Origin of the sequence: Rhizobium sp. BK379 (assembly GCF_014193955.1) — a bacterium.
GTDB lineage: Bacteria > Pseudomonadota > Alphaproteobacteria > Rhizobiales > Rhizobiaceae > Rhizobium.
This window is the reverse complement of record NZ_JACIAD010000002.1, coordinates 1-23,302: the sequence shown is the minus strand read 5'-3', so window position 1 is coordinate 23,302 and position 23,302 is coordinate 1. Positions and strand designations below refer to the sequence as shown.

Genomic DNA, 23,302 nt, shown 5'->3' with positions numbered 1-23,302 from the left:
CTCACAGCTTGTCAGTATCGGGAACAGTGCCTCCGGCAACGGGAACGACAGCCTGGCAGATGTGGCGGGCCGGGGCGGTCCTGTCGCGGTAGCGGGAGATCATCAGAGAAACGGCCTCGCGGCCAAGGGCCGCGCGGTCGACGCGCATGGTGGAAAGCCTGGGATTGGTCATGACGGCACAGGGCAGATCGTCAAAGCCGACGATCGCGAAATCCTCGGGAACGCGAAGGCCTGCTTCGGTAACGGCTTCGAGCACGCCGACGGCAATGAAATCATTCATGCAGAAGGCGGCCGTATAGCCGGAATCTTCCGCGAGCATTTCGACCGTGCGCTCATGCGCCTCGCGGCTGGCACTACCCTCGAAAGTGAGCGGAACGAGCCGGCCCTCGGCATCAGGAACTGCGGCAATCGCCGCCTCGAAGCCGCGCACACGTTCACGGATCGTATGACGATGCGAACCGGTGAGATGCAGGATACGGCGATGGCCGGCTTTCGTGAGCCGGCTCGTCGCCTCATAGGCGCCGAAGAAATTGGAGGGAGAGACGCCATCAAGGCGCAGGCGGGGATCGGTGCCATTTACGAGAACGGTCGGTGTTCCCGTCTCTTCCAGCCAGGCCCGCAGCGTATCGCCTGGATCGATGCCGACGAGGAAAAGTCCTTCGGCTTGCGCCGTCTGCAGATATTCGCCGACCACATCAGGTGTCGTTCGATCCTCGCGCACCAGCCGTACTTCAAACGGCATGCCGGCATCCGCGGCACCAGCACGAAGGCCCTCGACGATCGATTCGTAGAAGACGCTGAGGCCGCCGGTGGCTCCGTCGCTGGCAATCAGGGCAAGCCCGCCCGGAACGCTTTCCGAAACAGTCTTCACCGGATAGCCGTGCTCGGCGGCAACCTTCAAAATGTGCCGTCGCACGGTTTCGCTGATACCAGGCTCGTTGGCGAGCACCCGCGAGACCGTGGAAACGGAAACGCCGGCCAGACTGGCAATATCGGCCTGGCGCGGCTTTCTGATCCTGGTCTCGTTCATTTTGATCTCATTCATACAGCAAAGATTATGCAAATTATGCAAATTTGCAAGAGAACTATAATTTCTTGCAAAGAGAAATTTTTTGCGTACTCTACCTCCCGAACGCTCGAAAAGACCATTGGAGGATGGCATCGGGCATCAGACAAAGGAGGAAATCATGCAGGTCAATCGCCGTTCATTCTTGATGGGAACCGCAGGTGCCGCGGCCGGTCTCGCCTTCGGCGCCGGCAGCGCGATTCCCGCACTCGCTGAGGACGCCTCGCTTCGTGCAATGTGGTGGGGCTCCAACGACCGTGCGAAGCGCACACTCGATGTCGCCAAGCTCTACCAGTCGAAAACCCCGGGCGTTACCATCGTCGGTGAATCACTTGCCGGCGACGGATATTGGACGAAGCTCGCAACGCAGATGGCCGGTCGCGCAATCGCTGACGTCTTCCAGCTCGAGCCGGGAACGATCTCGGATTATTCCAAGCGTGGCGCCTGCCTGCCGCTCGACGAATTCGTGCCTTCGACGCTGAAGGTCGATGATTTTGGCGCCGACATGCTGAAACTGACGACGGTTGACGGCAAGCTTTACGGCGTCGGCCTCGGCCTCAACTCCTTCGCGATGTTCTATGACAGCGTGGAATTCGAAAAGGCCGGCATTCCGCTTCCGACGCCTGATCTCACCTGGGATGAGTATGCCAAGCTCGCCGTAGAGCTCGGGAAATCCTCGGGCAAAAGCGGCCCTTACGGCGCACGTTATACCTATGTCTTCGACGCCTGGCTGCGGCAGCGCGGCAAGAGCCTCTATGCCAAGGAAAGCCCGACCCTCGGCTTCACAGTCGATGATGCCAAGGAATGGTTCGATTACTGGGAGAAGCTGCGCAAGGCCGGCGGCACCGTTGCTGCGGATGTGCAGACGCTCGACCAGAACAATATCGACACGAACTGCCTCACCCTTGGCAAATCGGCCATCAGCATGGCCTATTCCAACCAGATGGTCGGATACCAGCTGGTCATCAAGAACAAGCTCGGCATTGCCATGCTGCCGCGCGAGAAGAAAGGCGGCCCGTCAGGCCACTATTACCGCCCGGGACTGATCTGGAGCGTGGGCGCTACCACCAAGCAGGGCGAGGCGGCCGCAAAATTCATCAGCTTCTTCGTCAATGATGTCGAAGCCGGCAAAATCCTCGGCGTGGAGCGCGGTGTGCCGATGTCGCCGGCAGTGCGGGAAGCCATCCTGCCGCAGCTCAACCCGACGGAACAGGAGACGGTCAAATACATCAACTTGCTCAAGGACCAGGTTGGCGAGTATCCGCGGCCAGCGCCGATGGGTTCCACCGAATTTGATCAGCGCGTTCTTCGCCCGACCTGCGATGAGCTCGCCTTCGAGCGCGTCTCGGTGGCAGATGCCGCCCAGCAGCTTGTCGAAACCGGCAAGGCGACAATCAAGGGGTAATCATATCCCGCATGAACGAATTCAGGCCCGCCATCGGCGGGCCTTTCTTTTTCAGCAACCCCAGCTTAGTTGCTTGCGTCTTCAATGACCCGCCAGTCGGGCCGGCCGAGATCGAACGGCCAAGCATGGACATCGCGGTCATTGAAGTAGACGACTTCCTGCAGCTCGGGAAAGTCGCTCTGCTTGAGCGTCGCCGTCTCCATCCACGGCTTTATGTATCCGTCACTGCCCTCATAACCCAATTCGGCCACCCAGACCGGCTTGTGATACTGGGCGACGAGGTCGTAACCCGGCCTCAGTGCCTCGGTGAAGGTCCGGGGGCCGTTGTGAGCGATACGGTCGTACGGTTCGAGACCAAAGATCGACAGGCCGACGAAGTCGACATAAGTGTCGCCGGGATAATAGGCATTGAGGCCAGGCAGGCCCTTCGGCGACCACATGAGCTTCGTACCGGGCGCCTCCCGCCGCACGATATCCATCATACGCCTGTAGGCGGATATATAATCGGAAGGATTCCAGCCAGACCACGAAAAGCGGCCGGAATTGTCCTCCATTTCCTGCCCCCAGCGGACGATGACCGGGCTTTTCAGCTGAGCGATCATCCTGGCGATCGCCCGCATGTTCACATCGTAGTCGCCGTGAAACAGCTTCCAGCGAAGTTCGTCTGACGTCAGCCGCCAGTCCACGTCCCATGACCAGGGCTCGATCGTGATCAGCAGGTTGCGGCCCCTCGCCAGCGCATAGGCATCCGCCACACGCAGAGTTTCAAGATCGACGTCTTCCCATGGAAGGAAAAGGTGTTCCGTTGTCACGCTCTGTTGCGCGCCGAAATCGCCATGCGGATCATAGGCGCCGAACTTGATGCCATCGGCATGAATGGCGGGCCGCTTGTCTCTGATCGTTTTGTCTGTAATCGTCTGGGCACCAGCATTCATGACGGTGGCGGCGCCCTGCGCCACGCTTTGGTGCGACACGTCGGCAACGCCGAGCAGAAGCATGGCGATCGTTGCCGTCGAGATCTTCTTCGCCAGGGTTTTCATGGTCTTGTCCTCCCCTTCGGCTATTTGTCGGTTGCCAGAACCTGCTTCAGCCCCTGCGCTTTCAGGCTCACCGTGTCTGCCGGAACCAGCTTCCGGAACTCATCATCGGCTTTCGTGGCAGCGTGCCGGAACACGTACCAGTCCCCGCTCGGTTGACGCCGCTGGTAGATCGTGTTGCCGATCTTGCGGTGGCCGAAGCAGGTACTGGCACGTGCCGTCCCCTCATTATTGGTCCAGGTCGCGCGCATGCACATCTGACCGAGATCATCGACGACCCAGCGGCCCTCGGCGAAAGACTGCTTGCCGCCATTGTCGACCCAGGCGACGAAACGCCTGTCCTCGCCGATGAAGCGGCCGCCGCCCGTATTCCAGGTCCAGGTCTTGTCGGCGTAGATCATGTAGAGTTCGGCGGCGGTGAGTGGCGTCGGTGCCGGTGCCCTATTCTTTTCTGCTGCGAATGCGCCGATCGGGAGGATAAGGCCGAGGCACAGAGCCAGCGCTCCTCCCGTCAATCGTTTTGCCATGCTCATTTTATCCTCCTCACGCATTTCTGCTCTCCCCAACGTCCTTTCGTGCACGGCCGGCTTCGGCAAAACCGTGCCATTTGAGACTGAATTTCACGATCCTGGTCTTGCCGCCGCCGAGCCCCGCACCCGCCACGGTAAATTGCGACCGGGTAAAGGTGACGAAGGGCTGGCCGTGCGAAAGCGCTTCCATGGCGGTCAGCCCGTGATTGCCGAGCTGCGCGCCGCCGACCAGGCAGGCGACGAGACAGCCGGCGGCGGAAAACCGCAGACCATACGCTTGCGGCAAAAGGGATTGACCGTTCTCGAGGGCGTGACGGGCGACAACCAGGACTACGAGCGATACATAGATCAACAGGTTGATCGCCGCGAAGATCTGGAAGCCACGCGCACCGTCGCCATCGTCGGCAAATGCCATGGCAGCAGCACAAATGCCTGCCAGCGCGATGTAAGGTGCGATAATCCGCGCCGGCAGTTTGCGCAGCCCCTGATCACCCTTCGGGGTGATGCGGAAATCCACAAAGGAGCCGGTCATATGATCGCGCACGGCCGCGAGGCTGCCGGCAAGCGACCAGGGCCAGCGCAACAGGATGAAGACCACCCCTTCCCACCCGAAAAGCCTCGCATCGTATGGCCGGAATGTGCCTGATGCACGCCAGAAGATGGCGAACACCGTCAACACGAGCGAAAGCGGCAGAGAATGCAACAGGAATGCCGGATAGCTGACATTGGCGAAGACATGGCCCGTGAGCAGGGCTGCGACGGGCAGCAGGAACATCGACGCCATGAACGCCGAAAACAGCGGATACCAGATCTGCGAAAACAGGAACTGGAACTTCAGCTTGAGCGGCAGGCGGGCGACATGTCGGCGAGAATGCTGAAGCAAGATGGTAACCAGGCTGCGCGACCACTGGAATTCCTGGACAACCAGATCGGAAAAGGTCGCCGGCCCGTCGCCGTGTGCTATGGCATTGACCGCATGAACTCCGCGCCAGCCGCCGGCATTCATCATCAGCGTGGTCGAATGGTCTTCCGCGAGCTCGGGACCGAGGCCGCCGATCTCCCTCAGGGCCGCCGTGCGGACGGCATAGTGCGAACCGATGCAGAGCGGCGCCCAGCCACTATTATAGCCCGCCTGCAACGAACCATGCAGGCTGGCTTCCGCATAGAGCCTGCCCCGGGCGGCCCAACTTTCGGCCGCATTGGCATCGCAGATGCTGGGTGCCGAGACGTAGCCGACTTCGGGATCGGAGAAGGGTCGCAGGACTTCGCGAAGATAGGTCGGCGTCGGCACGTGATCGGCATCGAACTGGGCGACGAAGTCATAGCGCTCATAGCCGAAGTGATCATAGAAATAGGCCAGATTGCCTTCCTTGCAGCGCGTGCGGCGCGGCCAGACGGGACGGTGATATTCGCTGACGCCCTTGCGCGTGGAGATCATGATGCCGTGCTGCCCGCACCATCTCCTCGCCTCTTCGGACGGATCTTCGTCGGCGAGCCAGATATCGAACTCGACACCCTTCTGATCGAGCATTGCATGAAGCGTCCTGCGCACGACGGCAAAAGGTTCTGATGGCGCCTTGGTGACCACCATGGCAACGCGACCCTCCGGCAGGGTCGCAGCCGATCTGACCTGCCTTGCATCCAGGAAGATCAAGATGAAATAGGCCGGGATCAGGGTGACCCAGGCGAGAATGAGCGTGACGAGCAGGAATGCCGGCCATGAGACGACGTGAATTGGCGTGGCCCACCAGAGCCAGAAGTAGCCAAGGGCTGCCAGCCAGCAGACGATGCCAAGACCATAGGCGGCTCGATTCCATCCGGTAAAGACGGGCTCGAACATCTCGGATCTGCTCGCCGACGACAGACGTGCGCGGTCGATTTCGGCTGTGGTGCTCATGCGATCACCTCCAGTCCGAAAGTCGGGCCAGCCGTGCGGATGATCGTATCGATATCCGAAAGTGTCGGCATGAAGTCGAGCTCCAGCCGAGCCCTCTTCGTATCGGCGAAAAGCACCGGCGGATCGCCAGCGCGGCGCGGCTGACAACGGATCGGCACCCTGTGGCCGGTCTTTCGTTTGACGGCATTCAGGATCTCGCCGACGGACGTGCCGCGGCCGGAGCCCAGATTGAGGCTCAGGGAATTGCCGCCAACCAGAAGGTGACGAACGGCCGCAAGATGCGCCTGGGCAAGATCGCTGACATGGATGTAATCCCTGACGCAGGTGCCGTCATTCGTCGAATAGTCGATGCCGAAAATATCGAGGCTCTCGATCCGGCCGCTTGCGGCGAGAAGAGCGCGCGGGATCAGATGGGTTTCGGGATAGTGCCGCTCGGCAAGCTGGCCTTCCGGATCGGCGCCGGCTGCATTGAAATAGCGGAGCGCGGCGAAGCGGGTGCCATAGGCGGCCGCATAATCCTCCAGTGCCATTTCGAAGATCAGCTTGGTCCTGCCATAAGGATTGACAGGCTGTTGCGGCGTTTTCTCGCAGATCGGCAACATCTCCGGAATGCCGTAGGTCGCACAGCTGCTGGAAAAGACGATCTTGTCGATCCCGCAATCGAGACAGGCATCCAGCAACGACAGGCTGCCGATGACGTTGTTGCGATAATAGATGCTCGGCCTTTCGACGGATTCACCGACATAGGCATTGGCGCCGCAATGGATGACACAATCCGGCGAGTACTCGGCCATGACGTGCCGCAACCTTGCGCCATCGGCGATATCCGCCTGGATCAGCGGCCCCCACCGGACGCTGTCGATATGTCCGGTGGAAAGATTGTCATAGGTGACCGGAACCATGCCGGCACGCGCAAGCGCCTTGCAGATGTGGCTGCCGATGAAGCCGGCGCCACCCGTAACCAGGATGTAGCGGGGCATTTCATACGGCCTCCACCACTTCCTTGCGGGCAAGCAGCGCGTCGAAATAGGATATCGTACGCTTCAGACCGGTCTTCAGCTCGGTCGTCGGCCACCAGTTCAGCTCCTCCCTGGCTCTGGAAATATCCGGACGGCGCTGTTGCGGATCGTCTGCGACGGCCGGCAGGTAAATGATGCGCGAGCGCGAATTGGTCAGATCAAGGACGATTTCTGCCAGATCCCGCACCGTGATCTCCGTCGGATTACCGAGATTGATCGGACCGGTGCAATGTGCGCCAGTTTCGGCGAACCGCAGGAAGCCGCCGACGAGATCGTCGACATAGCAGAAGGAACGGGTCTGCCTACCGTCACCGTAGATCGTTATGTCGGTGTTGGAGAGTGCCTGGACGATGAAGTTGGATACGACGCGTCCATCATCAAGGCGCATGCGCGGACCGTAGGTATTGAAGATCCGGCCAACCTTGATATCGACGCCATACTTGCGGTGATAATCGAAGAACAGGGTCTCGGCTGAGCGCTTGCCCTCGTCGTAGCAGCCGCGTGGACCAATCGGATTGACATTGCCGAAATAGGTTTCGTGCTGCGGATTCTGATGCGGATCTCCGTAGACCTCCGAAGTCGAAGACTGCACGACCGTGGCGCCGCTACGACGCGCTGCATCGAGCGTATTGACGGCTCCAAGCACGTTGGTGAGCAGGGTGCCGACGGGATCGCGCTGATAGTCCGGAGGTGAAGCCGGCGAGGCAAAGTTGAAGACGAGGGATGCCTCGACACCAAAGGGCTGGCGCACATCATGTTCCAGAAGCCGAAAACGGTCGTTCTGCAGCAGATGTTCGATATTGACGCGGCGGCCGGTGTAGAAGTTGTCGAGACAGATGACCTGATGGCCCCGCTCAAGAAGGCGCTCGCAAAGATGCGACCCCAGGAAACCGGCGCCTCCGTTGACCAGGACGGTTTTTGACCCCGGTGGTGGCGATGCGAATCCTGAATGTCCTTCGGTGGGAATACTACGCATTACAAAACCCTTCCCATGTCACGTGGTCTTCTTAGACCCTTCTATACTTTGGTATCCCTCTTCTCCGCCACACTAAATTCAACGGGAAGTAGTATACTTGAAACAACCTCCTCTGCCATTCTTCGGATAATTGTATTCATGACTCAAATGATAGGAGGATATCAGGGAAGGTCAACTTCAAAACATGGGAGCAATTCTAAATAGCTACAGTATTAAATTCCGGAATTCGCTTGATTAATCCCCCTCAATGAGTATGGTGCCATGCTCTCCATCCGGCCACACCAGCTTCACCCAATGAAGCCGATGTACCGAGGTGGCCAGCTATTGGTGTGCGAGGGCGCGTCGCGACTGCCCTGATGATCGAGGGGTTATTCAATGACGGTTCATGATCGCATGCATGGCCGAGCGCCATGCAGTTTCAGCTCTCTGGCTTTGGCCGCGACAGTTGTTCTCTCGGCCATTGGACCGATCTCGTGCGCGGTCGTCGATACGGCAATCGTGGGAAGCACCAAGGCGAATGTTGTGGCGGCAAAGGTGCCGCATGCCGCGAAGGACTTCGCCTATGCTGCCGAAGCGAAGACCGCTTCGGCTGAGATAAACGCTACGGTCTATCCGGGTTCCGCACCTTACATCTGTTCGCCGAGCGGTTTCGGCCAGAAATCACGCTGTTTTGCCCGCTCGTCCCGGACGGATTGATGGCCTAGTGTGGCCATCTGCCGGAGAGATCGCCGTTGTCCGAGGTATCGTTGAAGAACCGCGAGGCCGCTTCCGTGCGATTTCTCACATTCATCTTCTTATAGATATTGCGGACGTGGACCTTCACCGTATTTTCGGACAGGTGAAGCTTGTCGGCGATGATCTTGTTCTGCGTCCCCTTGCAGATGAGGTCGAGAATCTGGACCTCGCGAGTGGTCAGAGCCGCCATGCTGCTGCGACGAAGCTTCAGCGCATTGGCGCGTGCTGCGTCGACAGACTTCGTCTGATACAACGAGGGCTCGAGCTGCGCCGTAGCACGGTTTGAAAGTCGGCCCAGAAGCGCGGATGGAAAATGTTCGCCGCCCTTCATCAGCAGATCGATTGCCGCCATGAAGACGTCCAGGCGCAGATTGAGCGGCAGGACGCCGTCGACGACGCGGGCCTCGACCAGCCGACTGATATAGGGCTCCATCATATCGATGGCTTCGACGACAAGACCGATGGATGCGTCCGGACGGTTTTCACGAACGATCTGCAGCGCATCGTGCAACTCGGCGCCGGCGACATGATAGAACAGAACAAGCCGCATATCGTGAATATCCTTTTCGGATATGGACTGCGCGCTCGATACGCTTACGACATCGAAATTCGGGAATTTCTTTGCCAGTGCTTCAACCATGCACTCGGAGAACAAGTCTGCCTTGGCGATTACCAGGACTGTTTCTCCATTCGGGCTCAGTCTTCTTGCCTGATCCGAATCTCCTACTTCCGACCCAACCATGAACATATACGCCTCCCCTAGCGCTACACTATACTAAAACTCGGAGCATCTACTCCCATTGGCGCGGTGGCGGGTATTACATGCCGACGAACATTGCCCCTAGGCATGCGGCCGCCTTATCTTTTAGGCATTTCTTAATTATGGTAATATGGATTTCAAAGGAAAGAAATGGCCCAAATGGGTTAGTTGTCACGAAGTTATATTTATTTTTTGCCACTTTATGGTTGCATTTCAGACAAGAAACATACTAGCGGGCGGTATTTCGACTAGATCACGGTATAAAGCAGCATGTATTAGTTCGAGACATACAAAAGCAAAGCGGTAATGGGCAGACGATATTTCAAAATAAGACGGAGAACCTTCCGAGCTTAACTTCACGATATCATAATCCGTCGACTCCCCCGGATTCCGAGGTAGAGGACGCGGTCCCCAAATCTTACAGAGCTTTCTTCGATGCCTGCGATCCGGCCCTGACTTAAGCGGATTATCGAGCTGGGCCTCCGATGTCTTAGCCCGAATTGGTATCTATCGGGGGCCTGCTTTTTCCATCAATCTGTGACTGTCGCTGAAAGTGGCGACGTGAAAATCGAGTATCAGCATGTGTTTTTGATACTTGGTCTTCTTTCGAGGGAACTCAAAAAGAAGTTCGAATGCCTTGCTCGCGCTCATATCGAGTCCGGGACTGGATTAGTGCGTCTTTGTACTGAGTAAGCACGATCCCAATACAGAATTTGGTCAACAAATCACGATGAGGCTGCAGATGAAAAGGTACCGTGTCCATCTGCCGACATTAACGTATTGGAGCAAGCGCGAGCAAAGATCCCATTTGAGATGAGAGGGACTTCGAAAGCTGCTCCAGTTTTTTTCTGGAGGAAACCGAAATGCCTTATGACCCCAAGCCCGGGCCGGGCTCTGATGACGACACCGTCAAGGTGGGCGCCTTGGCCGATGGCCTTTCCAGCGCTATAAATTCAACAGAAATAGATGATAATTCAACGGGTTACGTCGGCGGCATCGCCAATGGTGACAATCGCAACAACACCGACAACAGCACGGACGTTGACGTCAAGGCAAACGTCGATCTCGATGTGAAGACCGACAACGGCGACAACCGCGACAACGACTACGACTGGAGCTACAAGTCGGACGACGACACGAACATCAAGACGACCAACATCAACGATAACGACACGACGACGACCACAAAGTCGGACTACGACTGGAGCTATGACGCCAAGTCGTACAGTGACGACGACGTCGACATCAAGACGATCACCGACAACGACACGACCACCAAGACGGACACGGATATCGACACCGACATCAAGACGATTACGGATACCGATACCAAGACGACCACCGATAGCCACAATACCAGCGACAGCTTCAACAAAACGGACACAGACTTCGCCGTTATTGATGATGTCAAGGACTTCGGGAACCTCGGCGTAGCCGGCCACGACCTCACCTTCGACATCGGGGATGACTTCTCCTTCACCCTCAACATCGACAATATCCTCAACGGCTCGCTCTCCGGCGAAGGCGCCGATTCCGTCTTCAGCACTGTCCAAGCCAACCATCTCGCAGACCAGGATAAGGCCTGGAACATCACGATGGAGAATGGCGGCGCTCAGAACCACCTGAGTGCGAATGCCGGCACGGCGAACGGTGCTGACGGCATGGATATGGACAGCAAGGGCTGGGACCTCAAGGCGGGTGATGACGTCGCAGGTAATTCCACGGCAGATGCTTCGGCAATTCTTGCCAATTCGGGCTTCCATATGGAGCTCGTTCAGGGCGCGAACATGCTCAGCAACGCAGTGGACTCCAGCGTCATCGGCGGTAACTCGCATGTTTCCGATGTCGGCGAAGATTCCAGCGGACACTGACCTCCAAGACCAAGAAAAGACTGCACCGGCTTCCGCCGGTGCAGTTTGAATGCTTGCGTGCGAATTGACGAACAGCGCGGCTCCAGCAGAAGGGGATCGCATGGCCGGTCGTTTCTTCGAAAGGGAGGGCCAAGGCAATGCAAATCGAGAAATTCTCAGAAATTATCGCCCATTTCATCGGCATATTCGAAACGACGACCGAAGAAATGAGACTGCGTGCAGAGCTGACCGCGGGCACGGGTCCTGTTGAAAATGAGCCCACGCTCGACGACCTCGTCGCCAACACTCCCGCCTTCGCTTCCGATCTCATGCTCAAAGACTACGATCCCGACGTCGACTACAGAAGCGTCAGTTATGAGATCGTCTATGGTGGGGCCCGCCGCTTCGGCCGCCCCTTCGAGGAAAGCATCGAAAAGCTCTCCGAGATTGCGCACCGCGATGTGTCGTCGTTGCCTCGGTTCGGCAGTCCGCAGGACATCAATGTCGAGGACGACGAACAGCTGCAGGTTTTCAATGGCCCCGGATCGGTGATCGGATACGCTACGCAGGTCAACGTCCTCTTTGACGACGACTATCTCGATATGACGGATGGCTACCATGCCCCCCGGGACACCAGCTTCGTCACCGAACGGCTGGCAGAGTTCAATGACCAAACCGAAATATTCACTCGCTTTGCCAGTCTGCAACGGACCGACACTTTCGAAGGTGTCAAACATATCGCCAACGATATGGAATCCTACATTCAGGTGGTGAAGGATTCCGGCCAGACATCGCTCGGAACGAACGAACCGCCGGCAGACAATCCAAACGACCAGGCGCATGATTTCGTCCTGGCGGGGTCCGAGATCACCGGAACCCACATGAACGGCAAGCTTGTTTCAGAAATACCGGCGCTGGACGATCTGCTGCCGGACCGTGGCCTTGCCAAACTGCCGGAAGATCCCGACGAAACCCAGACCTCGGTCGAGCAGCATGACCCGGCTTCAAGCAGCCTGGAGGTCACTGCCGGCGCAAACCTCGTCGCAAATATAGCCTCCGTCATCAATACCGCGGTAATCTCTTCCGTGACGGCCATCATGGGCGACTATCACCAGATCGATGCCATCACGCAGGTTTACGCCTACAGCAACGATGACGATATCGCCTCGATGTTCCACTCCTCGGCCGATGCTGCCGATGACGCCGGTGTCACGGCCTACAATATAGCCAGCTTTGAACGCAGCACGTATCAATCGCCCCAACCGGAGACGACCGTCGATGCACATGGCGACCCCATCTTTCCGATGGCCTGGCGGGTCAGCATCGTCAACGGCGACGTATCCTTCGTAAACTGGATCGAGCAGTATCATTTCGTCAGCGATAACGACACGATGACCGTCACGACGAGCGGCTCGCAAACGACCGTTCTGACCGGCGGCAATACGACACTGAATTTCTCGTCGTCCTTCCAGATGGGCCTGCAATACGATCTGGTGATCGTCGGCGGCAGTGTCTACGACATCAATAGCATCACGCAGATTTCACTTCTCTACGACAACGATTGGGTTCGCGCCGAGGACGGCGCGGACGGCAATGCCACCGTTCAGTCCGGCAACAATCTCATCTGGAACTTTGCAGCGATCCACAATGTCGGGGCCAACGACCGGTTCGAGACCATGCCCGACTATATGCATCAGGCAGAGAAGGGAATTCTGGAGCGCGATCCGTCAATGCCTGAGGGCTTGTCCACCGATCTCAATTTCCAGGGCTATGTCGGCCTGAATGTTCTCTACATTACCGGCAATCTCTTCGACATGACCATCATCAAACAGGTCGCCGTGCTCGGAGATTCCGACGACGTGACCCAGGCAGCAGCCGAGCTCCTTAAGAATAACCAGGACGCCGTGATCACGATCGATACGGGCAGCAATACCGTCGCCAATATCGCTCAAATCGTCGACTATGACAGCTTCGGCAATACTACTTACGTTGCCGGCCAGCTCTATTCCGATGCCATTCTCATCCAAGGCGGGATCATAGAACACGATGCCACTGCGCCCGAGGCGGCAGGCGCAAAGCTTGCCAATGAAGTCATTGCCTTTCTCGATGACGATGGTCCCCATGGCACGGACAGTGGCGATGGCATCATCAACGGCGGCCATGACCTTTCATGGTCGTCCGCCCACCCCTCAGATGTAATGCAAGTCGTGGTCGCGTGACCTGGTATTGGGAGAGACCACGATGAACCAGATCTCAAAACAGATTTTTGCCAATGGCAGCGCGCTGGATCTGCGTGGCGACAAGCCGTCCCCCACAGCGGCGGATCCTCAGGATTTCATGACGCAGGCCTGCGTTTCGGCAATCGATGATGCGGTGGATCATCTTCGCCAACTGACACACACGGCGCCCTCCCATCCAGATGAAGCCGGCACTGTCGCCGAAGAGAAAGTGAACGAAGTGCAAGCGATGCCTATCGTACGATCTGAAAGGCAGCTTTCCGGTCATGATGTTCCCGCCGTCGATACCGTAGAACCAGAAATAAAGCCGCAGTCCGGCGAAGAACTGCGAACGATGCCCGATATCGAGGCACGGCGGGCGCTTGGTGACGCCGACGAGATGAAGGCCAAGCCGGATATTCCCTTTGCCAAGACGATCGACGGCAACACCGGTCCGCTGAAGGAAAATGAGCGCCGCCCGCGGACTGGGGACGGTGGCGGTGGCGGCAAGGAACCGGATCTCGGTGGCGGTGGCGGCGGTGGCGGCGGCGGAAACAGCGGCTTCCACAAGCGCAGCGAGCCGGTGAATTTCGCCTTGAGCCTTGCGCGAGGTATCGCGGTCATCAGGCGCAACCTCGCCATCGTGATGGTCTTCACGGTCGCGATCAACGTGCTCCTGCTGGCGATCCCACTCTACCTCTTCCAGATTTCGGACCGCGTCCTGACCAGCCGTTCGATCGACACGTTGGTGATGCTTTCGATCGTGGTGGTGGGCGCGGTCCTCATACAGGCTTTCCTGGATTCTGTCCGCCGCTTCATCCTGATGCGGACCGCTGTGGAACTGGAAGTCCAGCTGGGCGCCCCGATCCTCAGCGCGGCGGCTCGCGCCTCGCTGCATGGAAGCGGCAAGGATTACCAGATCCTGCAGGATCTTCAGCTGCTGCGAAGCTTCCTGACGTCCGGCACGCTGATCGCCTTCCTGGATGCTCCGTTGATGCCGCTCTTCGTGATCGTTGTCTACCTGGTGCATCCGCATCTCGGCATCATCATCATGGTCTGCTGCGCGGTCCTGTTCCTGATCGCCTTCCTGAACCAGAAGCTCACCGCCAAGCAGTTCGCCGAATCCAACAGCTATCTCAGCCGCGCGAACTTTCATCTCGATTCCATGTCGCGCAATTCGCAGATCATCAATGCGCTCGCCATGATTCCGGAGGCAGTGAAGATGTGGGGCCGGGAAACGGCCGGCTCGCTGAAATCCCATGTGCAGGCGCAGGACCGCAACATCGTCTTCACCGGCGTTTCCAAGGCTTGCCGCATGATCACGCAGGTCGGTCTTTTGGGCTGGGGTGCCCATCTTTCGCTATCGGGCGAACTGACCGGCGGCATGGTCATCGCAGCTTCGATCATTTCCGGCCGCGCGCTGGCGCCGATCGAAGGGGCAATCGAAGGCTGGCATCAGTTCAACCGCTCCGCCGCCGCCTATGGCCGCATCAAGAACCTGCTGCTCACCTCGCCGCTCAACTTCCCGCGCCTGCGACTTCCCAATCCGGAAGGGCGGCTGGACGTTGAGCGAGTCCTCTTCGTCCCTCCACCTCAGAAGAAGGTGATCCTGAACGGCATCTCCTTCTCGCTGAAGAAGGGTGAATCGCTCGCAATCATCGGCAATTCCGGTTCCGGCAAGACGACACTCGGAAAGATGCTGGTGGGCTCAATCCTGCCGACCTCGGGCAATGTCCGCCTCGACCTCATGGATCTGCGCAACTGGGACCAGCGGCAGTTCGGCGAAAGCATCGGCTACCTGCCGCAGGATGTGCAGCTGTTTCCAGGAACCATCAAGGCAAATATCTGCCGGATGCGTGACGACGTCGAAGACCGGCAGATCTACGAGGCAGCTGTCCTGGCCGACGTGCACGAGCTGATCGCCGGTTTCCCGCAGGGTTACGAAACCGTCGTCGCCGCCGACGGCGCGCCGCTTTCGGGCGGCCAGAAGCAGCGCATCGCACTGGCCCGCGCCTTCTTCGGCGACCCCAAATTCGTCGTGCTCGACGAACCCAATTCCAACCTTGACACGCAGGGCGAAGCCGCGCTGGCAAAGGCGCTGATCCACGCCAAGAAACAGGGGATCACGACGGTCACGATCACGCAGCGCCCGGCGCTTCTGCAATGCGTGGACAAGATCATGGTCCTCAAGGACGGCACGGTCGCCATGTTCGGCGAACGTACCGAAGTGCTGCAGGCAATCTCAAAGGGCAATGGCCGCAACGGCCAGCAGCCCCCGCGTATCGAAGGGTGACGGCCATGGGAAAGAAGAAACAGGAAACGGCCGGCCCAGCGCAGCTCGAGTGGTATGGCGACGTGCCGCGGTCGATCCGTCTGCACAGCTTCGTTGGCCTAACGGTGCTTTTCGCTTCGTTTGGCGGTTTTGGATATTGGGCCGCAACCGCGCCGCTTGCCTCTGCAATCATTGCCCAGGGCAGTTTCGTTGCGACCGGCAACAACAAGGTTGTCCAGCACCTTGAAGGCGGCATCATCAAGGAAATGATGGTTGGCGAAGGCGCAACCGTCAAGGAAGGCGACGTACTGCTGACGCTCGACCAGACAGCCGCCCTGACCAACGAACGCATGTTGAACTTGAGGCGTCTGCGCCTGGAGGCCGTTGTGGCGCGGTTGAGGGCGGAAGCACAGGGAACAAATGAATTCAAGGCTCCCGAGATCGTCATGGCAGAGGCCAGCGATCCGGACGTCAATGCGATTATCCAGAGCCAGAACGTGGTCTTTCACAGCAAGCGAGTCAAACTCGAAGAACAGCTGAACCTTATCGAGAAGAACATCAAGTCGCTGGAATATCGCTTCGATGGCTACAAGGGACAGCGCGAATCCTTCGAGCGGCAGCTGTCATTGCTATCGGACGAGCGGGACTCCAAGGCGCGACTCGTCAAGGTCGGCTATATGCGCAAGACCGATCTACTGGCCATCGAGCGCGCCATCGCCGATGCGATGGGCGATATTTCGCGCCTGAATGGTGAGCTGAACGAGAGCGAGGCAGAAATCGCCAAATTCCGCCAGGAGGCAGTCATTGCGGTCAATTCCAACAAGCAGGCGGCACTCGATGCGCTGGAGACGGCCGAATCCGATCTCGACAGCGTTCGCGAACAGGCCCGGGAAGCAACCGGCGTCCTGGAGCGTACGGTCATCCGCTCGCCTGTGACAGGTACGGTCGTACGCTCCTATTACCACACTGCCGGCGGTGTTATCACCACCGGAAAACCGATCATGGAGATTCTGCCGGCCCATGTGCCGCTGATCCTGGAGGCGCAGGTATTGCGTACCTCCATCGATCAGCTTCACGAGGGCCAGACGGCGGCGATCCGCCTCACTGCCCTCAACAGACGCACGACGCCGGTCCTGGAAGGAAAGGTCTTCTATGTTTCGGCAGATTCGGTCGAGGAAAATTCCGGCTTGTCCGTCAAGGACGTGTACATCGTGCGTGTGCAAATTCCCGACTCTGAAATTGCCCGCATTCACAATTTCCACCCGGTTCCCGGCATGCCGGCCGAAGTGCTGATCCAGACCTCGGAGCGTACCTTCTTCGAATATCTGAGCAAGCCAGTTGCCGATAGCATGTCGCGCGCATTCAAGGAGCGTTAAACACAGAAATGGCCGAAGCACTCAACGAAATGATCTGATATAATCCATGTATCATCAACGTTGAGCCGAGGGAGTTCAGCATGACGGCCATGTCCGATGTGTTATTAAGGGTTGGCCGGCTAAACTATGTTTGGACGAATACAGAAAGCCTGCTGATCTATATTATCGCCCATCTTCTCAACGTGGAGAAGGAAGCTGCAGTGGTTGTTTTTCTGACACTCAACACGACGCGCGCGCGCATCGATCTCGTCGAGCGTCTCGCAAAGCTTCCTTCGACTCCGGCTGCGGACCGCAAGGCCGTTCTTTCGGCCATGTCGCGCCTGAAGAAGGAATCGAAGATGCGCAACAAATACAATCACTGCATCTATTCCTTCGATGAGAAGGGCGAAATTTCCAGCACGCAACTCATGCGCCTGGTGGAGGACGACAAGGAAATCCGCTACGGAAAGATCGAGCAGATGAATGACCGGGAAATCGAGCTTCTTGAGAAATCGATTGCTGAGATCGTCAATATCAGCAAGGCGCTTTGGGCCTTCATCCACGCAAGCCCGCGGATCGTGGCGCTCTGATATTGCTGTCTGAAAACAATCGCTTCGGGCTAATCCGATTTCGTCCCAAGGAATCACCCGGACGGTTTATTTGAAGATCGATGTTTCTCACTAGACTGGATTCTCCCGAATTACGTATGGAGTATTGGGAGGGGGCATGCGCATCGATATCATTGATACGGTAGCCGGCTTCGATGCCGTACGCGATAACTGGGATCAGGTTTATCGGGACGATCCGGACGCCCAACATTTCCTCTCCTGGACATGGCTCAAAGACTTTCTTGCGCACCGTGGCCGTTGGTTTGTCCTGGCGCTGCGCGAGCGGCAGCGGGATGCTCGCTACGTCGCCTTTTTGCCGCTCAGGTTGCTGACCAAACTCGATGAGCAGAGCGGGCTTTTCTATGACGAAATCGTCATGGGCGGAAATTATTCGGCCGACTATACCGGCCTCCTTGTCATGCCCGGCTACGAGCAAAAAGCCATTGACGGCTTTGCGGCGTACCTCAAACAGCAGAACTGGACGCATCTTCGGCTGGAACATTTCAGCGGGCCGGCGGAACGCCGGGAGAAGATGATCACGGCGCTGCAGGGGCCGCTCGTCATGTTTCGTGACAATGCCCCGACCAGCAAAGACAATATCGACAATACGATCTGCCCGGTCGTCTTTTTGCCGGAGAGCTGGGACGATTATCTGGAGCAGAAGATGAGCAGTCAGACGCGCCAGAAGCTGCGTCGCTTCCTGCGCAAGCTCGATGGCGACGAGGGCTACCGGATCACCATGGCGACGCCCGACACCATCGATCGGGACCTTGGCATTCTGTTCGATTTCTGGCGCACGCGGTGGACGGAGCGCAAAGGAGCGGAGCGAACGGAGCGGCTCATCAATTCAACCCGCGAAATGCTGATGGACTGCTTCAGGAGCGGCACGCTCGACGTCCCGGTCTTCTGGTTCGGTGAACAGCCGCTCGGCGTCCTCGCCAACATCATCGACCGCCCGAAAAAGACGATCCTCTTCTATATCACCGGCCGTGACGAGAACTGGAGGACGCCATCTCCCGGTCTGGTGCTGCATGGCTATTGCATCCGCCGGGCCATCGAGGACGGCTTCCGTTTCTATGATTTCCTGCGCGGAAACGAAGCTTACAAATATGCCTTCGGCGCTGACGAGCGACGGATCAGTTATACGCTCTTCAGGACCCGCAACGGACACAATCTCGGCGGCGTCCTGCATCCGCGCAGCGTCAACTATGCCTACCAGCAGGCGCTCGAAATGTATCAAAAGGGCGAAAAAGGAAGGGCAGAGATTATCTTCACCCAGGTTCTTCAATCCTCGCCGGGCCATGTGGGCGCCGAATTCGGCATTGCCAACCTGCTCTTCGACCGGGGGAAGCTGACCGAAGCCCTTGCCGCCTACCAGTCGCTGCTGGAGCGCACCGCCGAGCCGCTGCCGATCTCGCTTCGCCTTGGAGATACGCAACTGGCGCTGAAGCTCTATGAGGATGCGGTCGTGACCTTCCGTCGCGTCGGCGAGCAGGCGCCCCATGTGGTACAGGCCCGCTATAAGGAGGGTATCGCGCTCATCGCAGCTCGCCATCTGACGCAAGCTGAGACAGTCCTTGCGGCGATCCAGGATATCCATACCGACGATCCGGCAGCCATTCCCTATACCCAGCTTGCTTCCGTTGCGCTCGAGCGCCTACGCCAGCATAATGCAGCACTGGCAGCCGACGAGCAGGTCCCACAAGGTATGATGGGACTGCCGCGAAAACGCGGCGGCGAAAAACGCCGCCCCCGTATGCACTAAAATCCTTGGCAAGCATGTCGCTCAAAGCCGCAACGCTTCGGGCCTGCAGAGTTCAGGCACCCATCTCGGTCTGGTGCCTGATATCATCAGCGAGCGGATGCAAGATATCGGCCGGCAGGGCGCCGACGAGGCTGTAGCCCATGCCGCCGGATGCCCAGCTCCAGCCTTCAACATTTCCCTCAGCATGCGGCGCCATGGGCTTGTTCTGATCGGCGAGCATGGGCCGCGTCAGCACGACAAGACGCGTTCCCCGATCATCGTCATACATCAGCATCAATCCGGCACCATGCGACGTCGAGATCATCCTGCCACCCATCAGGCGATAGCCCGATCCGGAGAGATCCGGCACTACCGGCTTGCGGCCCATGCGCTCCGTCGCCCAGTCGACGAGTTCGGCCATATTGTCGGCACGAAGCTCGACCGGCCTTATTTTATCGGGAGCGTAAGTGGCGAAGCTGTCGGCTGCTTCATCAGCGAGCGCCACTATGCCTTCGCCTGGATGCCGATACATTCCATGCAGCATCCAGCCCCCTGAACCGCCTGCGACGAGAAGAACGACAGCGGCAGCCGCCATACGCCAAAAGGGCAGCCGGCCCGGCTTGCGCGCTTCCAGCAGATGGCTGAGGTTCAGCCGGCTCGGGATCGGTTCTTCGGCGATGGCGCCGAGCGCAGTCCGCAAATCGAGCCGCTGCCTGCCGTAACTATCGATTCGCGCGGCGATATCAGGATGGGTTTCAAGATAGGCGCAAACCTCGGCTTCACGTGCCTCATCCAGCGCACCGTCCACAAATCCGTGGAGATCATCCTCGGTGATCGGTTTTACGCTCATTTTATTCTCCGAAGATGGGCGGCTGCCCCCTGTGTTGCCTGCCCGGGGTTCTCCAACATCTGCCTTAGCCGCTCACGGGCGCGCGACAGACGCGACATGACGGTGCCGATCGGGATGGCCAGGACCTCGGCTGTCTGCGAATAGGACAGATCCTCGACCGATACCAGCAGCAACACACTGCGCTGCTCTTCGGGAAGCAGCTCCAGCGCCTGAAGGATATCGCGGCTCATCAGGCTGTCTTCCTGTGTCGGCTGGCGGGCAAACGCACTTTCATCCACCTTCTCAATGGGCAGATGTTCGCCACGGCGTGCGTTCTGCTTCAACCGGTTGACGGCCAGATTATGAAGGATGGCGAATACCCAGGTGCGCGGATCGTCGTTTCGGCGATGATGCCAATGAGCAATGACCCGCTCCAGGCAATCCTGAACGAGATCGTCGGCTGCCGTTGCATCTTTCAGCAATCCGCGGGCGTAGCGGCGGAGCGCCGGTATGATCGGTTCGACAAGCTGCAGAATATCACTCATGAGAGGCTTACCTTCAGGAGCTTTCGCCCGCCACCCTATCACAGGCGGCGGGCGAGAGGGATTTACTTCGCTTCGACCTGGACGACTTCGGCTGGCCCCTTATCCCCCGAGGCGGTGATGACGAGATAGCGGCGCTCAGCCTTCTCGCTGCTCTGGACGATCTGCCGGATAGGGCCAACGGCATTGACGATCGCCGAACCGGCCGGGTTTGTCATGAATGACGCCAAGGGTTGAAGATCGCCAGAACTGTCAGCCCGCGTGGAGAGTGCGAGGATATAAGGTTTCTTGGGCTGCAGGCCGGTCACGGATGCCTGCAGCACCTGTGACAGACCTTGGTCGAAAAGAGAGACACTCGTTGGTGCAACGTCGCCCTGGCTTGCCTTCGGTGCGTGCAGGGCAAGATGCGCCACCTGGCCGGCGATGCCAAGCGGCTGGAGATTCTGCATGCCATCGCCCTCAGGGACTGCATCGGGGACATAGTTGACAGCCTGCGGCGCCTGGCCGATCGGTATCGTCGCGATGACCTTGTTTGTCAGTGTGTCGATTGCTGCAAGCGCATCGGCATTTTCGAGACCCACATAGACGCGCGTACCATCGCCTGATGGCCAGACGCCGTGCGGAAGATTGCCGACAGGAATTGTCGCGACCTGTTGGAAGTTATCCGTGCGATAGACCTTCACCTGATTGAGTCCGCCGACGGAGACATAGGCAAAGTCGCCATTGGCATTGTGAACGATGTTGACGTGATTGGTGATCGGCCCGGTATCGAGCGTCTTTATGAGATCAAAGGGTGCTTCGGCGTTGAAGACCTGCGTCTTGCCGGTATCCTTCAGGGTAAACCAGACCTGCTTGCCATCAGGCGTTGCCGCAATATTGGGGCAGAAAGGGCTTTCCTGCTTGATGTGGCCGACGATCTGGTGATCGGCGACGGAAACGACTACGGTCTCAGGGTTGAACGAGGAGCAGATATAACCGTACTTGCCGTCCGGCGAGAAGATCTGCATGCCCGGACCAGCCGGCACCTTGATCTGCATCTTCTCCTCATAAGTATGCGCATCGATGACGGAGATGTAATCCTCTCCGCGAACGGTGACCCAAACTTCGTTGCCGTCGGGTGTAAAGAATGCCTCATGCGGCGAGCGGCCCACATAGGTGGTGTGCTTTACCGTATTCGTGGCCGTGTCGATGAAAGTCACCGAATTCGAGCCGATCGAAACGACGGCCAGCGTTTTGTGGTCCGGCGAAAAACCCATGCCATGGACCAGGACCTGCCCCCGATAGAGCGGGCTCAGATTGCCGGGCTGCGGATCGCCGAGACGGATGACGCCGAGCAGTTTGTTTGTGGATGGATCAGTAACTGAAACCGTATTGGAGAACTGTTCGGCAGCATAGACGCGATCCCTGCTGCTGACCGGGATATCCGGATCGGAGACCGCGCCCGGCGCCTGGCCGGCGAAGCTTATTGAGGGCGCCAGCATCGTGCCGGCGAGAAGGCTGAGGGCGAGAAGGCTAGACTTCATGACAGGGTCCTTTCAGTTGCCCATTTTCATATTCGGATCCATGGCCGGCATCATCGACATGCCGGCGCCGGAGGGAACGGGAGTTTGCGGGGGAATTTGAGTTGGCGCCGGATCCGAAGGCGGAAGAGGATCACCGAGAGCCAGTCGCATCGCAGCAATTTCCTGCTGCTGATCGACGATGATTTCCTGGGCAATGCGCTTGAGCTGCTCATTGCTGCCGTAGCGCAGATAGGTCTGCGCCATATCGATCGCCCCTTGATGATGAGGGATCATCATCTCCACAAAATCCCTGTTGACGTCGCCCGTCGGTCTCACCGCCATGTCGTTCATCATCTTCGCCATGGCGGCGTCATTTTCCGACAGAAACGGGGCCTCTTCCGTAACCGCGGAGGTGGCATGTTGATGGGATGCAGGGTCGTCGGCAAAGGCAGAAGCGGACAGGATCACGAAGATCGGCGCTGCCAGCGGAAGGAATCCTTTTCGGGGAAAGACGTTCATGCGGGCTCCTTTTTCATGCAGAGCGGTTTCATGAACGTAGACAACAGCACTGTTGTTTTATTCCGATTGGTCTGGATATTTTTCCGCGAGCAGAAGGTCTTTATTCTACGGCTGGTCAGGGTGCTTCGATGAGGAGGGCGCTTTTCGGTGGAGCAATCGCCAATAAATAAGCCCGCCGGGTGGCGGGCTATTTGTTTGTTTTGTTGGCCGGCTTCGCGGCGTCCGGAAGTGAGGGGAGATTTTGGTTTCGCTGCGTCGGCTTTGGGAGCTTTGGGAGTTTTGGCGGCTTTCGAGGCGTTGAACCTCGTGGCACAAAAAAAGCCCGCTTGGATGCGGGCTATATGATTGGTTGCGGGGGCAGGATTTGAACCTGCGGCCTTCAGGTTATGAGCCTGACGAGCTACCGGGCTGCTCCACCCCGCGTCCAGCGCAAATCCCTT

19 protein-coding genes and 1 tRNA gene are annotated in these 23,302 nt (G+C 58.3%); 8 read left to right on the top strand and 12 right to left on the bottom strand.

From position 1 onward, the window contains the following. Window position 1 precedes the first annotated feature (1 nt). Window positions 2-1,030, bottom strand: coding sequence for a LacI family DNA-binding transcriptional regulator (locus FHT93_RS11095; RefSeq protein WP_183847635.1), 1,029 nt, complete (start codon window positions 1,028-1,030; stop codon window positions 2-4). A 157-nt stretch (window positions 1,031-1,187) separates the two neighbouring features. On the opposite strand from FHT93_RS11095, the gene FHT93_RS11090 reads away from it, so the two are divergent. Next, window positions 1,188-2,471 (top strand): ABC transporter substrate-binding protein, encoded by a 1,284-nt coding sequence (locus tag FHT93_RS11090; RefSeq protein WP_183847633.1) that lies wholly within the window; start codon window positions 1,188-1,190, stop codon window positions 2,469-2,471. A gap of 65 nt (window positions 2,472-2,536) precedes the next feature. On the opposite strand, the gene FHT93_RS11085 is transcribed toward FHT93_RS11090, so the two are convergent. The 5 genes from FHT93_RS11085 to FHT93_RS11065 are packed head-to-tail and all read right to left on the bottom strand — an operon-like array spanning window position 2,537 to window position 7,930. After that, a complete protein-coding gene (locus FHT93_RS11085) occupies window positions 2,537-3,511 on the bottom strand; it encodes a glycosyl hydrolase (protein WP_183847631.1) in 975 nt (324 codons plus the stop codon). Between the two features lie 20 nt (window positions 3,512-3,531). After that, complete coding sequence (locus tag FHT93_RS11080; RefSeq protein ID WP_183847629.1) at window positions 3,532-4,041, bottom strand: DUF995 domain-containing protein; 510 nt, start codon at window positions 4,039-4,041, stop codon at window positions 3,532-3,534. Window positions 4,042-4,051: 10 nt separating this feature from the next. Continuing rightward, on the bottom strand, window positions 4,052-5,935 hold the full coding sequence (locus FHT93_RS11075) for a glycosyltransferase family 2 protein (protein WP_183847627.1): 1,884 nt from the start codon (window positions 5,933-5,935) through the stop codon (window positions 4,052-4,054). Further along, window positions 5,932-6,915, bottom strand: a complete 984-nt coding sequence (gene galE / locus FHT93_RS11070; RefSeq protein ID WP_018114874.1) for a UDP-glucose 4-epimerase GalE — start codon at window positions 6,913-6,915, stop codon at window positions 5,932-5,934. Before galE ends, FHT93_RS11075 begins: the two co-directional genes overlap by 4 nt. Window position 6,916: 1 nt before the next feature. After that, window positions 6,917-7,930 (bottom strand): UDP-glucuronic acid decarboxylase family protein, encoded by a 1,014-nt coding sequence (locus FHT93_RS11065; protein WP_183847625.1) that lies wholly within the window; start codon window positions 7,928-7,930, stop codon window positions 6,917-6,919. 375 nt (window positions 7,931-8,305) lie between these two features. Between FHT93_RS11065 and FHT93_RS11060 the strand changes: the two genes are divergently transcribed. Beyond that, complete coding sequence (locus FHT93_RS11060) at window positions 8,306-8,626, top strand: hypothetical protein (protein ID WP_018114876.1); 321 nt, start codon at window positions 8,306-8,308, stop codon at window positions 8,624-8,626. Window positions 8,627-8,630: 4 nt separating this feature from the next. On the opposite strand, the gene FHT93_RS11055 is transcribed toward FHT93_RS11060, so the two are convergent. Beyond that, entirely contained in the window at window positions 8,631-9,413 is a 783-nt protein-coding gene (locus tag FHT93_RS11055; RefSeq protein ID WP_018114877.1) for a response regulator transcription factor, read from the bottom strand. Window positions 9,414-10,288: 875 nt separating this feature from the next. Between FHT93_RS11055 and FHT93_RS11050 the strand changes: the two genes are divergently transcribed. From FHT93_RS11050 to FHT93_RS11025, 6 genes are all read left to right on the top strand, one after another. After that, the gene (locus tag FHT93_RS11050) at window positions 10,289-11,296 is read left to right on the top strand and encodes a fibrinogen-binding protein (protein WP_183847623.1); all 1,008 of its coding nucleotides are present in this window, start codon (window positions 10,289-10,291) and stop codon (window positions 11,294-11,296) included. A 137-nt stretch (window positions 11,297-11,433) separates the two neighbouring features. Beyond that, the gene (locus tag FHT93_RS11045) at window positions 11,434-13,494 is read left to right on the top strand and encodes a hypothetical protein (RefSeq protein WP_183847620.1); all 2,061 of its coding nucleotides are present in this window, start codon (window positions 11,434-11,436) and stop codon (window positions 13,492-13,494) included. A gap of 22 nt (window positions 13,495-13,516) precedes the next feature. Next, a complete protein-coding gene (locus tag FHT93_RS11040) occupies window positions 13,517-15,784 on the top strand; it encodes a type I secretion system permease/ATPase (RefSeq protein WP_183847618.1) in 2,268 nt (755 codons plus the stop codon). A gap of 5 nt (window positions 15,785-15,789) precedes the next feature. After that, complete coding sequence (locus FHT93_RS11035; RefSeq protein WP_018114881.1) at window positions 15,790-17,139, top strand: HlyD family type I secretion periplasmic adaptor subunit; 1,350 nt, start codon at window positions 15,790-15,792, stop codon at window positions 17,137-17,139. Window positions 17,140-17,219: 80 nt separating this feature from the next. Further along, the gene (locus FHT93_RS11030) at window positions 17,220-17,708 is read left to right on the top strand and encodes a hypothetical protein (protein WP_018114882.1); all 489 of its coding nucleotides are present in this window, start codon (window positions 17,220-17,222) and stop codon (window positions 17,706-17,708) included. A gap of 136 nt (window positions 17,709-17,844) precedes the next feature. After that, window positions 17,845-19,491, top strand: a complete 1,647-nt coding sequence (locus FHT93_RS11025; protein WP_183847616.1) for a GNAT family N-acetyltransferase — start codon at window positions 17,845-17,847, stop codon at window positions 19,489-19,491. Window positions 19,492-19,543: 52 nt separating this feature from the next. On the opposite strand, the gene FHT93_RS11020 is transcribed toward FHT93_RS11025, so the two are convergent. From FHT93_RS11020 to FHT93_RS11000, 5 genes are all read right to left on the bottom strand, one after another. Beyond that, window positions 19,544-20,320, bottom strand: a complete 777-nt coding sequence (locus tag FHT93_RS11020; RefSeq protein WP_183847614.1) for an anti-sigma factor — start codon at window positions 20,318-20,320, stop codon at window positions 19,544-19,546. Next, entirely contained in the window at window positions 20,317-20,844 is a 528-nt protein-coding gene (locus FHT93_RS11015) for an RNA polymerase sigma factor (RefSeq protein WP_018114885.1), read from the bottom strand. Before FHT93_RS11015 ends, FHT93_RS11020 begins: the two co-directional genes overlap by 4 nt. Window positions 20,845-20,906: 62 nt before the next feature. Continuing rightward, entirely contained in the window at window positions 20,907-22,364 is a 1,458-nt protein-coding gene (locus FHT93_RS11010) for a YncE family protein (RefSeq protein WP_183847613.1), read from the bottom strand. Window positions 22,365-22,376: 12 nt separating this feature from the next. Continuing rightward, window positions 22,377-22,862, bottom strand: coding sequence for a DUF305 domain-containing protein (locus tag FHT93_RS11005; protein WP_113146703.1), 486 nt, complete (start codon window positions 22,860-22,862; stop codon window positions 22,377-22,379). A 346-nt stretch (window positions 22,863-23,208) separates the two neighbouring features. Continuing rightward, window positions 23,209-23,285, bottom strand: a tRNA-Met gene (locus tag FHT93_RS11000). Window positions 23,286-23,302: the final 17 nt, after the last annotated feature.